The 15,479-nt window shown below is 44.8% G+C and carries 11 protein-coding genes; 4 read left to right on the top strand and 7 right to left on the bottom strand.

What is annotated here, in order from left to right:
* Positions 1–135 precede the first annotated feature (135 nt).
* The 5 genes from ACG95_RS04265 to ACG95_RS04245 all read right to left on the bottom strand — a co-directional run bounded on the left by ACG95_RS04265 (position 136) and on the right by ACG95_RS04245 (position 7,938).
* Positions 136–663 carry an LbetaH domain-containing protein gene (locus tag ACG95_RS04265; protein ID WP_047999309.1) on the bottom strand — a complete coding sequence of 176 codons (528 nt, stop codon included), beginning with the start codon at positions 661–663 and terminating at the stop codon, positions 136–138.
* Positions 664–683: 20 nt separating this feature from the next.
* On the bottom strand, positions 684–1,583 hold the full coding sequence (locus tag ACG95_RS04260; protein WP_047999308.1) for an MDR/zinc-dependent alcohol dehydrogenase-like family protein: 900 nt from the start codon (positions 1,581–1,583) through the stop codon (positions 684–686).
* 200 nt (positions 1,584–1,783) lie between these two features.
* The gene (locus ACG95_RS04255; RefSeq protein WP_047999307.1) at positions 1,784–5,296 is read right to left on the bottom strand and encodes a bacterial Ig-like domain-containing protein; all 3,513 of its coding nucleotides are present in this window, start codon (positions 5,294–5,296) and stop codon (positions 1,784–1,786) included.
* Positions 5,297–5,610: 314 nt separating this feature from the next.
* On the bottom strand, positions 5,611–6,066 hold the full coding sequence (locus ACG95_RS04250; RefSeq protein WP_047999306.1) for a MarR family winged helix-turn-helix transcriptional regulator: 456 nt from the start codon (positions 6,064–6,066) through the stop codon (positions 5,611–5,613).
* A gap of 294 nt (positions 6,067–6,360) precedes the next feature.
* On the bottom strand, positions 6,361–7,938 hold the full coding sequence (locus ACG95_RS04245) for a peptide chain release factor 3 (protein ID WP_047999305.1): 1,578 nt from the start codon (positions 7,936–7,938) through the stop codon (positions 6,361–6,363).
* 301 nt (positions 7,939–8,239) lie between these two features.
* Between ACG95_RS04245 and ACG95_RS04240 the strand changes: the two genes are divergently transcribed.
* The 4 genes from ACG95_RS04240 (at position 8,240) to ACG95_RS04225 (ending at position 13,525) form a co-directional block, all read left to right on the top strand.
* Positions 8,240–9,562 carry a dihydrolipoyl dehydrogenase family protein gene (locus ACG95_RS04240; RefSeq protein ID WP_047999304.1) on the top strand — a complete coding sequence of 441 codons (1,323 nt, stop codon included), beginning with the start codon at positions 8,240–8,242 and terminating at the stop codon, positions 9,560–9,562.
* A gap of 167 nt (positions 9,563–9,729) precedes the next feature.
* A complete protein-coding gene (gnd, locus tag ACG95_RS04235; RefSeq protein ID WP_047999303.1) occupies positions 9,730–10,626 on the top strand; it encodes a phosphogluconate dehydrogenase (NAD(+)-dependent, decarboxylating) in 897 nt (298 codons plus the stop codon).
* Between the two features lie 14 nt (positions 10,627–10,640).
* Positions 10,641–12,155: a gluconokinase gene (locus ACG95_RS04230; RefSeq protein ID WP_047999302.1), complete on the top strand. Its 1,515-nt coding sequence runs from the start codon at positions 10,641–10,643 to the stop codon at positions 12,153–12,155.
* A gap of 14 nt (positions 12,156–12,169) precedes the next feature.
* Positions 12,170–13,525: a gluconate:H+ symporter gene (locus ACG95_RS04225; protein WP_047999319.1), complete on the top strand. Its 1,356-nt coding sequence runs from the start codon at positions 12,170–12,172 to the stop codon at positions 13,523–13,525.
* A gap of 187 nt (positions 13,526–13,712) precedes the next feature.
* On the opposite strand, the gene tagD is transcribed toward ACG95_RS04225, so the two are convergent.
* Both tagD and ACG95_RS04215 read right to left on the bottom strand, forming a co-directional pair.
* Positions 13,713–14,114, bottom strand: coding sequence for a glycerol-3-phosphate cytidylyltransferase (gene tagD / locus ACG95_RS04220; protein ID WP_047999301.1), 402 nt, complete (start codon positions 14,112–14,114; stop codon positions 13,713–13,715).
* Positions 14,115–14,158: 44 nt separating this feature from the next.
* A complete protein-coding gene (locus ACG95_RS04215; RefSeq protein WP_047999300.1) occupies positions 14,159–15,349 on the bottom strand; it encodes an AI-2E family transporter in 1,191 nt (396 codons plus the stop codon).
* Positions 15,350–15,479 lie beyond the last annotated feature (130 nt).

Raw genomic sequence — 15,479 nt, 5'->3', positions numbered from 1 at the left:
AATTCCATCAACACCCAATATTGTAGAACCCTTTTTTTCGAATGATAATAACCAAAGCAAGGCGCTATCAGGCAGCGAGATTGCATCAGATAACCAATCATCATGCTTCCTAGAATAATCTTGGTCCTTAACTGCCTAGTAGTTCTCCTCATACCTTCTAATATTTTCTTCACAGGCTTCGACAATACTTGAGCGATTCGGAAATGGCCGGTGATAGATTAAATCATAATCCGTTGGCCGGGGCTTAACCTGATTAACCCCATAAACAACTGAGTTAGCTGGCACATCCTTCGTTACAATGGTACCAGCTCCTACAATACTATTATCACCAATAATAATTGGTCCAAGCACCTTAGCACCATCGGCCACAATCACGCTGCGTCCAATAACCGGACCGCCCACTTGCTCCCACTGCTGAGTCCGCAAGTTGAACTTTTGATTAGATCCAATCGTTACATTTTGAAAGATTACCGCATTAGCAGCAATCTTAGCCGCCGCAATCGTGCAACCACGACCATGATGCGCAAATTGGACACTCGGGTCAATCTCAACACAGTTGATCTCACAAGTATAGTCACGTTCTAAAGTTGCAGCAGCCTGCTGCCGCGTCATTTCATCTGCCGCAAAACAATTCAATTGTACTAAGTCTTCAAACGTCGTCATCTTATTCATCCTTTCATAACCTAAAATGTCACGAGCACACGACCACGGCTATGATGATCCTGTGCGTAATGTTGCGCCGCTTTTACTTCTACGACTGGAAAGACCCGATCAATCGGCCCCTTTAATTGACCGTCTGCTAACTGAGCAATTAACTGCTGATAAGTTGCCGAACTATATTCTTCGTGCACAAACCGCAACGCAGGTATTTCTTCGCTGGCTTGATTCACGATTGAATACATCGTGCTCAACGGATACTTAGTAGCCAATTCTTGTAGCAGCGGCTGGTAGCCAGCAATATCAATCACCAACGGCTGTTTCAATGAAGCCGGCAGCTCCTCCAGCATTACGGCTTGGTATTCAGGTAACTGTTGTTCAAAGTAGGACCGGCTGGCCGCTGTAACCACTGGCCATACCCGACACTGACTACCACGTAATAGCTGACACAAGTACAGTCCGATGACTGAATTAGCGCCCGTAATAATCACTTCACTAGGCTGGCAACGATTGATTGTTTGCCGCAACATTACTGCGGTCCCCGCTCCGGCTGGCAAAGTTGCTGCCGCTTGATCACTCACACTGGCTGGCAGTGGTAATAGCCAATCTGGATTTGTCGATACCACGTATTCCGCATACGCCCCTGCTGGATGCATGACTAATACACGCTGTTTTAGCAGCTGTGGATCACGGTTGGCACCCACAGCTACGACTTGACCAACGCCCCCAACACCAATGGTTCTTGGTAATTGTGTAAGTTGTTCAGCGGTCACGTTCGGTTCACTTTCACGTTTCCAATCAGCTGGAACTACGGGTAAAACGCTCATTTTAATTAAGACGCCTTCGCTTGTTAATTGGGGTTGCGACTGCGTATTGATGGCTAACCCATCAATACCATTAAAATTAGTTTGTACGACTGTTAACATTTTTATACCGTCCTTATCAATCTGTTTATTGTTTCCTTGGAAATAATAATATCATGTATTGTTTCTTTGTCAACAATAATTATTAATGGCAATTTTTCCGATTGTTGTACACCACTTCAAATAAAAAAGATCTCCCAGGAGTTAGACTAGCTTGTCCAATCCCTGGGAGATCTTCTTGGTATTCACTTAAATCCACTAAATCACTTGTCTGTACGACGCCGTTTTAATCCGACTAACGCCCCTAAACTGGTTAAGCCTAACAACAAGGCACCAATCATCGTTGCACGTGAAGTGTTCGCTTCACTAGTTTGTGGCAAGGTTGCGTACACACCCTTGGTTGACTGTTTAGCCGATCCTAATTTAGTCACTTCAGGATCAGTAACAAAATGATAACTTGTCGCCGCTAATTTGCCGTTATAATGGACTCGCTTAGATTCATTCGACGATGTTTCGTGATTAACTGTTTGATTACTACCACTGTTACTACTATTACCAGCGGGATTCTTATCACTACTGCCATCAGTCTGATTACCATTGCTACCACTACCATTATGATCAGGACTGATCGTATCACCCTGACCATCATCAGTTGTGATCGCATCCGTGGCTTTTACCGTTACGACTGCAGTCTGGATAATCACGTTGCCAGCACTATCCGTATAACGATAAGTGACCGTGTAGACGCCTGGTAAATCAGTATCTACGTCACCCGTTACCACAACATCACCAATCGTCAATGGTTGGCCTTCAGCGTCAGTACCGCCTACAAAATTATCGCCAGCTGACCACGCAGCGCCTTGATCAACCGTTGTTGGTTTAGTACTGATGGTTGCCTGAGTTGCTTTAACTGTCAGCATGGCAGTAGCCGTCACTTGATTCCCATTTCGATCTGTATAGCGGTAGGTTATGGTATGCTGACCGGCTTTGCTGAGGTCAATCATGTCCGCACCAATTACTTGGACTTCACCGAACCCAATTGGTTGGCCATTCATATCACTTCCACCGATGAAGTTATCGGATGCTTGCCACTTAGTTTTGGTCCCAGCAACTACTGTCATATCTTTGACATTAATGGCTGCCTGACTCGCAGTCACATTAACCTTGATTGTTTGTGAAATAACATTACCGTACTTATCAGTAAATTGATACGTCACATCGTAGCTACCTGCTTTGCTAACATCTACGGCACCGGTAACCTGCACATCTTTAAATGCGACTAGGTTACCGTCCGCATCAGTTGCGCCAACAAACCCAGTTTCAGCGTCCCACTTAGTGCCTTGTGTCAACGTCACGTTTTTAGCATCGATAGTCGCTGTTGTCTTAATAACCGTAACATTGACAGTCTTTGTGACCCCGCCATAAGTGTAATGAACCTGATAGACGCCCGGCTCACTTAAATTAGGCTGACCGTCTACTGATACCAGTTGTTTATCAACTGAATGACCCGCTTTGTCCGTTACCTTAACCAGATTATCCGTAGCTTGCCACTTATCACCAACGACCAGGGTACTGTCCTTAACTTCAAAATCAGTTTGATTAGCTAGTACCGTAATCGTAGCGTCCTGTTGTACTATAACACCGGTACTATCAGTAAACTGATAAGTAATCGTCTGCGTCCCAGATTGGCTGAAATCTGGCGCTTTAATAATCTTCAGTTGGTCCAGCGTCAACGGTGTCCCATCATTATCGGTAGCACTACCAAAATTATCACCTTTTTGCCAAGTATCACCCACGTAAACCGTGCTATTTTTGGTTACAAGTTGCGCCTGATTCTTAACCACCGTAACTTTGCCAGTTGTCGTAACCCCAGCATACGTAAAGGTAACCGTATAGTCACCCGGTGTCGTTAAATCTAAATCGCCACTGATGGTAACCGCATCTGGTGATTGTTGGTATAGCTGGGCAACATCCACTGTATTTCCGTCATCATCCGTCAAACCAGTTACGCTATCAGCCCAGTTCCAAGGACGATTAGCATAAACGGTTGTGTCTTTAGCCGTAATCGCTGACTTGCTAGCTTCTTGCCAAACAAACGTAGCTAGTGGTGCGTTTGTTCCAGAATACGCAGCGACTAACTCATCACTGGTATAAACCTGCGTAGAGTCGTTTACGTTAACCCATTTACCCGTATATTGCGAATTGTTAGGTACTGCCGGTAAAGCTACTGCTGGTTGACTACCATGCACACTAAAATCAATCCCTGAGCCTAACGTCAGTTTCTTGAGACTCGTCGTGCCATCGAACATCTTCCAATTTTGAGTCACCTTCTGCATATTAAAATTAGACAGGTCTAGTTCGGTCAACTTACTATCGTTCTGGAGCATCAAGGAAACATTCGGCGTATTTTCGAGCGTAAAATTAGCCCCTAACTTAATATTGGTTAAGTTAGTCATACCCGCAAATAAGCTTGACGCATCTGTTAAGCTTGTTGAATCAAACAGCAGTAAATTCAAACTTGCCAGACCCACACTTTGAAACATCCCGGCCATCGACGTCACGTTCTTAGTATTAAACCCTTCAATACCAGTGATTGTTGTTAAGTTAGGATTGGTCGTAAACATTTCTGCCATATTGGTCACGCTTGTCGTATCCCAACCGCTTAAATTAAGGCTAGTTAGTTTTGACGTTGTACCGAAGAAATTGTCATTATCAAACATCGTTTGCATCGTCGTCACTTTGCTCGTATCCCAGCCACTTAAATCAAGACTAGTCAATCCAGGATCATTATAAAAAACACCTTGCATGTTAGTAACATTACTTGTATCAATGTTGGTAAGTCCTTCGATGCTTTGAATATTAGGTATTCCAGCAAACATAGCATTCATACTAGAACCAGCTACAACGTTCTTTTCAATGACAATCTTAGTTAATGAGCCAAACCAGCTCTCCAATTTCCATGGATTCATCATGCTGCTGGCCAACTTTCCTGCACTAATCGTCAGCACACCATTGCTCTGATCAAATGACCAAGGTGCCGTCCCATTAGTACCCGTAATTAACTCCTCAGCACTAGCAACTGCTGCCATCCGCGAACTTTTCTCTGTCACTACGGCCGAAGAACCTGCTTGGTTTTGATCCTGCGCTTGATCGGACTGTAACTGCGGTGCACTCGATGTCACTGAGTTCGTTGTTTTTGTATTCTGATTGTTAACTGCTTTCGGTGTAACCACCGTATCTGCTTTATTATCAGCCACTTTTGCGACATCCCCAGCTGCACTTGCTACCATAGACTGACTTCCAGCTGAAGCAGAAGTCGTACTCGTTGCCTGATCAGTACTGGTCGCTTTAATGGCACTCGCAGACTCATTAGTCGCTTCACTATTTTCCAATGAAGCTTTCGCCGCTACTGACTGTCCAGCCGCTTTTGCTTGCTTCACAGTTATAGCTGCTTCACTCGTTTGACTAGCTGAACTTGCTGAAGACTTACTAGTCTGATTACTAGTCGCACTAACTTGGCTAGCAGTTGTTGACTCCGTACTAGCCTGTGAAGTCGCCTGACTACTATTCAACGTGACCGTTTGCGATGTTAACTGACTAGCAGCACTGGTTGGCACACTGCTCTCACCAGTTGCCTTAGTATCACCACTCACTTCATCAGCTTGGCTAATCAGCATATTAATATTGAGCGTTACCAACGTCGCACCCGCAAACAGCCAGAATTTACCATTCTTATACATTTTATAATGAACCGGTTGATCAACTCTTTGTGTCATATTTAGTATCCCCATCCCTAAATTTTTAATCAGCTCATAAGTTGCACCCCACATACAACTATTACTGTTTGATAAGTCCATTCATTAACAAACGGACGTTTCTGCGAATATAATATAACACATTAACTATTAAACACTAAGCACACCGTCCTGTTCAATAGTCACCCTTACTATTGCCTAAAAATTCCTTAATGACACCGATATTAATATTGTTTTACATTGAATTGCCTCCACTAAAATAAAAAACGGTACGTAGTCTCCCACTAGAGAGCACTACGTACCGGTTATTAATCTTCAACTTAATAATATTATTTTTATTTGGTCTTCTTCAGTTCAGCATCCAAATGTGCATTATACGCTTGCAAAAATTGCAACGTTGCGGAAACTTCCTGATCACTAGCCCGTTCAAACACAACTTGATCCCGTGCCTCAAACTGCCGATTCAAGCGTTCGTGAATCTCAAATACCTGCTGACCAGTCGCCGTTAACCGAAAATACGTCTCTTTACGATTACCAGCTTTTTGATAGCGTTCGATTAATTGGCGATCCATTAAGCGTCTAGTCATCTTACTGACCGCCCCGCGCGTCACGTACAATCCGGATGCAATTTGCGAGGCGTTACTTTCCGGATGCTTCTGAATGTACTCGATCGTATGAACTTCAGCCGCCTTATACCCTTTTAATTGCTGGCTAAGAACGTCATGGCTCAATAATGAAATTTTATCGAGCAGCGTTGTTAGTTCACTTAAAAATTGTTGTTGTGAATCCACTGCACTCACTCCCATGTATTATTGACGCTAGCATACCAAACTAATGTTTCCGTTTCAACAATATTCTTACTAAAAAAGGGGCTGTGACAAAAGTCGCAGTCCCTTTCTGTATTCCGAATATTAATATCCGAAACATGCGACAAAAGCCAGTTGCCTCCGCCTAGCTACGAAAGCCCAACGATTGAAAACCCCAATCATTCGTCTTCCTAGGCTATGCTCAGCAACTAACCGGCTTTTGTCACACACTCTCTCACTTCTAAGTCATTATCTCACGATGTCTGACGTTGTTGGGTATTATAGTTTAGCTGTTAGCTTAACATCTGGATACTTGTCTGCAAACCAACGTTCAGCAAACGCGTTTTCAAACAAGAACAACGGTGCGCCGTAACGATCCTTAACTAACAAGTTCCGTGAGCTAGACATCTTTTCATCCAATTGTTCAGGATCAATCCAGCGAGCAGTCTTACTCCCCATTGGTTCCATCACAACTTCTGAGTTATATTCATTTTGCATCCGGAATTTGAACACTTCAAACTGTAGTTGACCGACAGCACCCAGAATATATTCACCAGTGGTATATGAAGTATATAACTGAACGGCACCTTCTTGGACCAACTGTTCAATCCCTTTGTGGAACGACTTCTGCTTCATCACGTTCTTAGCCGTAACCCGCATGAATAATTCCGGTGTAAATTGTGGTAGCTTTTCAAACTGAACAGCGTGTTTACCCGCAAAGATCGTATCACCAATCTGGAAATTACCGGTATCATAGAGACCAATAATATCACCGGCTACGGCCGTTTCAACCATTTCACGCGTATCTGCCATGAACTGGGTCGAGTTATTGAGACGCATCTTCTTGCCAGTCCGTTGTAGTTGTACGTCCATCCCACGATCGAATTCACCAGAACAGATTCGTACAAAGGCAATTCGGTCACGGTGATTAGGATTCATATTCGCTTGAATCTTGAATACAAAGCCAGAAAATTCATTATCAGTTGGTTGGATCTCTTGATCATCCTGCGTTTTATGCGCATTAGGTTTGGGTGCATACTGCAAGTAAGTCTTCAGGAACGTTTCAACCCCGAAGTTTGTTAAAGCGGAACCGAAGAAGACTGGTGTCATGTCACCCGCAATTACCTTAGCTTCATCAAAATCATTACCGGCTTCTTCAATTAATTCCATTTCTTCTAACGTATCACGATAAATACTGTCCTTCGTTAATTCGTTGCTAGAATCAAGTTGACCGTTCTCATCTAATGGCAAGAAAGTCCGACCATGAGCTTCATTCTGGTACAACTCAACACGGTGATTGTACCGATCGTACAAGCCCTTTAGTCCCTTACCCATTCCCATAGGCCAGTTCATTGGGTAGGTTTCAATCCCTAAGACTTCTTCAACTTCATTCAGTAAGTCTAACGGTTCACGACCATCACGATCTAACTTGTTCATGAACGTAAAGATTGGAATCCCACGCATCTTACAAATCTGGAATAATTTCTTCGTCTGAGGTTCGATCCCCTTAGCCGAGTCAATTACCATGACGGCAGAGTCCACGGCCATTAACGTCCGGTAAGTATCTTCAGAGAAATCCTCATGCCCAGGAGTATCCAAAATATTGATACGCTTGTCATCGTAGTCAAACTGCATTACTGAACTCGTAACAGAAATCCCACGTTTCTTTTCGATTTCCATCCAGTCAGATTTGGCAAAGCTACCACTCTTACGGGCTTTAACCGTCCCAGCTTGGCGAACGACGCCCCCAAACAGTAACATTTGTTCCGTAATCGTTGTTTTCCCGGCATCCGGGTGAGAAATAATTGCAAAGGTCCGCCGGGTATCGACCGCGGCAGCAAGTTCTGTTTTATTCATTAAAAATTCCTTTCACATATAACCTGTATATTTAACCGTCCAAGACGATCCGAGACCGTCTACTAAAAAACATAGCCTTATATATTCTACTGATATTTGGCCAAAAAATCCAGTGCTACCCATTCAACAAGCCGAATCACCGCTAGTTCAATTAACAAATCCGGTATCATCCGCTTGCGAGCCCTTTTTTTAGTTGCACAACCTACTCACGTTTGCGTTTTGCTTGGTGTCTGCAATCAGGCCACGTACAATGTATTTAATTCATTGCACCTAGCTCACAAAAATCAAGGAGGACTTTCGCATGACAGAAAAATTTGACGTTTTATATCTTGGTAGTGGTCACGGAACCTTTGATGGGGCAATTCCCCTAGCAGCTCGTGGCAAGAAGGTTGCCATTATTGAAGCTGATCTGGTTGGTGGGACGTGTCCCAACCGTGGCTGCAACGCCAAGATTACGTTGGATCAACCGGTACTATTAAAAACACAAGTCGCCAACTTTCAAGGTTACGGCTTAACCGGTGAACCAACCATTGATTGGGCTGCTAACTACGCCCATGAACGCAACGTCATTAACGAACTTCCCAACATGATTACGGGACTAATCGAACAAGTCGGGATCACTTTGATTCACGGCTACGGTAAATTCGTCGATGACCATACCGTTCAAGTTAATAATCAGACTTACACCGCAGATAAAATCGTCATTGCTACTGGTCAACATTCTCACCGCCTAGTCATTCCAGGTACCGAGTTAGCCCATGACAGTAGTGACTTTTTAAATCTCGAGCAGCTCCCTAATCATCTCACAATTATTGGGGCCGGCTACATTGCCTTAGAATTTGCAACCATGGCGTTAGCTGCTGGCAGCCAAGTAACCCTGCTCATGCGTAGTGATCAAGCCTTACGCTCATTCCACCAGCCATTTGTTGAAAGCTTACTCGCTAATCTCGTTCAACAAGGATTGGATTTACGTCGCGAGTGGCAACCCACGGCATTCAATCAGGCCGACTCCCAATTGGAAGTTGTTAGCGGTAACGAGACAATTATGACGGATTGGATCTTGGACGCGACCGGTCGCCGTCCTAATACAGCTAACCTTGGACTTGAAGCAATTGGCGTTACCGTCACTGATCAAGGTATCCCCGTTAACGATCATTTACAGACCAATATCGCTAATATCTATGCATCTGGGGATGTCATTGCAAAGTCACAACCCAAGCTGACCCCTACCGCTATCTTTGAATCACTCTACTTGATGCATACGTTTGCGGGTGACACGACCGCGCCTATTCAATACCCAGCCATTCCATCCGTCGTCTTTACCTCACCACGACTGGCACAAGTTGGGACAATTCCAGAACACGCTACGGAGAACGTTCAAGTCGCAGTCAACGACCTGAAGGATGACTGGTATCGTCAAACGACCCGTGATGTTGCCGGCCATAATCTACTCGTAACCGACAGTCAGCAACGGTTAATCGGCGCTGCTGAACTGGGTGAACAAGCTGAAAATACAATTAATACGTTGTTACCTGCGATTCAGTATAAGTTGACCCCCGCACAACGTGAACAACTAGTCACTCTCTTCCCAAGCATTGGTTTTACAGCGTGGAATGCCATTTAGATTATTCGCTATCCTTACACGATTAACAGTCAGAAAATTACTGTTTAATCGTGTTTTTTTGTTCGTTTGAAAATAATTTACATATTTTGTATTGATTTATGTAAATTATTTCACTACAATGTAACCGAATACAAAACCAACAAAAACTCTTAAAGAAGGCTACTACTATGAAATTAGGTTTAATCGGTTTAGGAAAAATGGGTATGAATCTCGCCTTAAATATGCAAGATAACGGGCACACGCCAGTTGGCTACGATCTCGATGACGCTAACTTAGCAACTGCCACTAGCTACGGTCTAACCATCGCAACTAGTATAGATGCACTAGTGCAACAACTCCCTAGCCCTCACGTTATTTGGATCATGGTACCCGCTGGCAAAGCAACTAACAGTGTTATTACACAATTAGCAACAACTTTAAGTGCGGGCGATGTCGTCTTAGATGGCGGTAATTCCTTCTATCAAGACAGTATCCAACACGGACAGCAATTAGCAGACCAGCAAATTCACTTTTTAGACGTCGGAACTTCTGGCGGTCAAGCTGGTGCGCGGCACAACGGCAACTTTATGGTAGGTGGTGAACGCGCCACTTTCAAACTAGTTGAACCACTTTTCAAAGCTATTGCCGCTCCCGATGGCTATCTTTACACCGGTCCCGTTGGCAGTGGGCATTACTTGAAGATGGTTCATAACGGAATCGAATATGGTATGATGGCAGCAATTGGCGAGGGTTTTGACGTCTTACAACATAGCCAATTCAACTATGACAACGCTGCCGTAGCCAAGGTTTGGAACAACGGATCAGTAATCCGTAGCTGGCTGATGGCCCTCGCACAAGATGCTTTCAGTAATGACGACAATCTGGATCAAATCAAGGGCATCATGCACACATCCGGTGAAGGGCGCTGGACACTTGATACCGCCTTAGATCAACAGGTTGCGACCCCCGTCATTGCAATGGCATTAATGATGCGCTACCGTTCGATGACCGACGACACGTTTACTGGAAAAGTCGTCGCCGCCCTACGTAATGAATTCGGCGGTCACGCTGTCGAACACCAATAGGAGGAACCCCAAATATGTCTTATATTATTGGCACGGACCTAGGAACGACCAGTACTAAATCCGTCTTATACGATCAAGCTGGTCACGTTATCGCCAGCGCTAACGTTGGTTATCCACTGTATCACGATCAGGTTAATATGGCCGAAGAAGATCCCAACGAAATCTGGCAAGCGGTCCAACAGAGTATCCGTCAACTGACCAGTCATGTTACCCCTGATGAGATTGAAGGGATCGCCTTTTCCTCAGCCATGCACAGTCTCATCTTGTTAGATGATCACATGCAACCACTGACACGTGTCATCACTTGGGCGGATAACCGGGCTGCCAAGTATGCCGCTGAGCTTAAAGCCCAACCACTTGGACAACAACTTTATCAAGCTACTGGTACTCCGATTCACCCAATGAGCCCACTCGTCAAGTTACACTGGTTAGCTACCGAACACGCTGAACTCTTAGCTCAAGCTCGTTACGTAGTAGGTATCAAGGAATACATCATCTACCAATTAACTGGCAAGTTACAAATGGACTACTCAATTGCCAACGCAACTGGACTATTCAACTTGCACACTTTTGATTGGGAGCCAACTGCTCTAGCTTACGCCCATATCGACGGCAGCCAATTACCCACCCTCGTTGATACGGATGCTATCATTAACGGGCTAACGGATTCAATTGCCAACAAATTAAGCTTATCCTCCATGACTAAGGTAATTATGGGTGCGAGTGATGGGGCTTTGTCGAATTTAGGTGTTGGCGCCGACGAACCCGGCGTGGCCGCCATTACGATTGGAACTTCTGGCGCTGTCCGCGTAATGACAACTAAGCCCTACCTAGATCCTCAAGGACGCTTGTTCTGTTACTATGTTGCGCCCAAGCACTGGATTGTTGGCGGCCCCATCAACAACGGCGGCCAGGTTTTTCGTTGGGTTCGTGATGAACTCTTTGCTGAAGAATCGGCTACCGCACTTAAACATCATCAGGATCCCTACGATGTCATCACTGAACTGGCCACTGACGTCCCTGCTGGTGCCCACGGCTTGATTTTCCATCCGTACCTTAGTGGTGAACGCGCCCCACTCTGGAACGCGGATGCACGTGGGTCGTTACTAGGTATTACGACAACGACCACCAAAGCTGACATTGCCCGGGCCGTTCTGGAAGGCATCGTCATGAATCTAAATGCTGTCCTGCAATTGACCAATGCCGCTGAACCTGTACACGCGATTCGTGCGACTGGGGGCTTTGCCCGTTCTAATTTGTGGCGACAGATTTTAACGGATGTCATCGGTCAGCCAATTACGATTCCAACAAGTTTTGAGAGTTCCTGTCTAGCGGCAGCCGTTATGGGTCTGAAAGCTTTAGGACAGCTCCCTGATTTAGAGGCCATTCATCCCATGATTGGTGAGACCAAAACTTACGCGCCACAACCAACACAGCATGAACGCTATCAACAGCAGCAAGTTGTGTTCGATCATATAACGGCGAGCCTTGTTCCGCTTTACCATGAACTTGCAGCTCTAAACGATTAGGAGGCACAGCTATGATGCCATTTATCGTACTTGCACTCGGTATTTTATTATTATTACTACTTATTATTAAGTTCAAAATGAACACCTACATTGCCCTGATTATTACCGCCGTTGTAGTGGGTATTGGTCTCGGCATGCCACTAACAAAAATTGCCAGTAGCATTGAAACTGGAATTGGCAGTCAATTAGGTGAGCTAGCCCTCGTCTTCGGATTCGGCGCCATGCTAGGCCGTTTAGTCGCTGATGCTGGTGGTGCCTACACGATTTCAACTACCTTGATTGATATTTTCGGTCGCAAACATCTCCAAATTGCGATTGTAGTTGCGTCATTTATCATAGGGATTGCGCTATTCTTTGAGGTCGGCATTGTCCTACTCATCCCAATCGTCTTTGCGATTGCAGTTGAAGCCCAAGTACCAGTTCTATATCTAGGTATTCCGATGGGAGCCGCGCTCTCTGTAACCCACGGCTTCTTACCACCCCACCCAGCACCGACAGCGATTGCAACCACGTTGAATGCTAACGTCGGTCGGGTATTGCTCTTTGGTATTATCATTGCCATTCCAACGGTCTACATTGCAGGACCATTATTTTCCCGCTGGGCCCGCAAAATGGTGCCGTCTGCTTTTGCTGGTAAACCGCACCTACCGCTCAGTAGTAATAAGCGTCAATTCAAAGTTTCAGAAGCGCCCAGCTTTGGCTTAAGTGTATTAACGGCACTATTCCCTGTCATCTTAATGACAATTACGACCGTCTACGAACTTGTGATTGATCACGGTAGTCTACCTAAAAATCCGTCACTGGTTGATCAGATTATTCGTTTGATTGGAGACCCTGGCATTGCTATGTTACTCTCTCTACTCTTCGCACTCTGGTCGATGGGTATCCACCAGCACAAGGATAATAAGGCGATTTCCGCAACGCTTGAAGACGCCACTAAGTCCATTGCCATGTTGCTCTTAATCATTGGTGGCGGCGGCGCGTTTAAACAGATTCTAATTGATGGCGGTGTCGGCAAAGCCGTTGCGCAACTCTTCAGTGGCAGTAGTATCTCACCACTGCTACTTGGTTGGTTAGTCGCCGTCATCTTGCGGGTCTCACTAGGTTCCGCAACGGTTTCAGCATTGACTGCAGCTGGGCTAGTCGCACCATTGATGACTCAGGCAGGCGTCGACCCAGCCTTAATGGTCATTGCAATCGGTTCAGGAAGCGTTGCCGCCTCCCACGTCAACGACGCCGGGTTCTGGATGTTCCGGGAATACTTTGACCTAACCGTCAAACAAACCCTACTTACCTGGACGATTCTCGAAACCCTGATTGCCGTCTGTGGACTGAGCGGCGTACTACTGCTTAACATGGTCTTTCATTAAAGCAAAAAAAGATGCTATGACTTATGTCGTAGCATCTTTTTTTGGAGTTCTGAATATTTATGGTCGAACCGTACGCCAAAAGCCAGTTGCCTCCGCTTAGCTACGGAAGCCCAACGATTGAAAACCCCAATCATTCGGCTTCCTAGGCTATGCTCAGCAACTACCCGGCTTTTGGCCCACTCTCCAATTATTTATCCTTTGGCTGCAGCCCAAGATCATGCTTGATCTTAGTCGATGAGACGCCTTCAGTCCGTGGCAGGTAGATGACTTCACAGTAATCCTTCAAGAAGTCGAACTGGCCACGCCAATCGTCACCCATCACAAAAACGTCAATATCGTTATCGATGACATCACTGATTTTCTGATCCCAATTCTTTTCGGGTAAGACTTCATCCACATAACGGATGGCTTGCAGAATATACTTACGATCTTCATAAGACGTGTAAGCATGCTTACCCTTTTGCGCGTTGAACTCATCCGTGGATACACAGACTGTCAAATGGTCACCTAGTTCACTGGCGCGTTTTAATAAGCGAATGTGACCCTTGTGTAATAGGTCAAACGTGCCATACGTAATTACTTTTTTCACAAAATCACTCCTCATAACGCCAGTTTTTACTATTATAACATAGGCTATTTGTGTTTCTTAGTTGGCGTAATGTCCGCCTTAGTCGCTTTAGCTGGCTGTGGTTGGTAAACCGTCGTCTGTGATCGCAACTGTTCCGCATTGCGCAACTCTACCATGTTATACAGATAGATCACGACGGTCCGAACAACTGCGTAGAACGGAATCGCTAAGATCATTCCCAAAATACCGGCGATGTTTCCCGCTGCTAGCAATAGGATAATAATTGTCAATGGGTGAATCTTCAACGTCCGGCCAATAATATTTGGATAGATTAAGTTACCGTCAACTTGTTGGACGATTACCACTACGATGACAACGTAGACAACCTGCATTGGTGACTGCGTGAACGCGACGATCAACGATGGTGCAATCCCAATATAAGGACCGAGGTATGGGATAATATTTGCTAACCCTGCAATCACACCTAGTAACAAGCCGTATGGTTGCTGAATAATCATGTAACCTATCGCCGTAAACGTCCCAACGAATAGACATTCAATGACCTGACCACCAATATAACTCGAAATCGTGTCACCCATTTTTTGAATGAGTCCAATCATTTCAGGGCGTTGCTTACGTGGTAAGAAACGACTGATGGCAGGAATGAACTTTTCACTGTCCTTTAACATATAGAACAAGACAACTGGAATCGTAATTGCCATGATTGTTACACTGGTAATCGTCGTAATGACGGAAACAATACTAGTTGATAACGATGACAGAAAACTCTGCGCGTACTTACTGATCTCACCGTTAAACTGCTTGGTATAAGAAGTAATATCAACCTTCTTCAAAACGGTACTGTTCGTGATCATCTTGGTGGCTTCCTTCTGCATTTCAGTTGCAATGCTTGGAAGATGATAGATCAGCTGGGTTACTTGTGAAATCAAGCGTGGTAATAATGAAACTGCTCCCCAAGCTAAAACACCGAATAATAGCACAAATACGATTGCCACGGCTCCCGTCCGTGAAATCTGGAACTTCTTATAATGAACCCGCGTCAATACCTTCACTAACGGATTCAACATGTAAAATAAAAAACCTGAAATAACAATTGGCATGAAGACAACGCTTAAAAAGGTTCCGATTGGCTGAAATAAAAAACCAATATTCGTACAAACCCAAATCAACGTGGCAACAATTAAAATCTCGAGCGACCAAAATAATAGGTTCGACTCTCGTAGGCGCTTTAACACTAGCGCTCCTCCCCTTCTTGGAACATCTTATTAATGGGTTAATTATACCCTAGTTTGTAAGCTCACGAAGCTGATTTTGAATTTTCTCAAAAAATCATTTAAAAATGATGAGAAAAATGGTAATTTAATT

This window comes from Lactiplantibacillus herbarum, assembly GCF_001039045.1.
Classification (GTDB): domain Bacteria; phylum Bacillota; class Bacilli; order Lactobacillales; family Lactobacillaceae; genus Lactiplantibacillus; species Lactiplantibacillus herbarum.
Note: the sequence above shows the minus strand (reverse complement) of the source record. Positions and strands in the feature narration are given on the sequence as shown.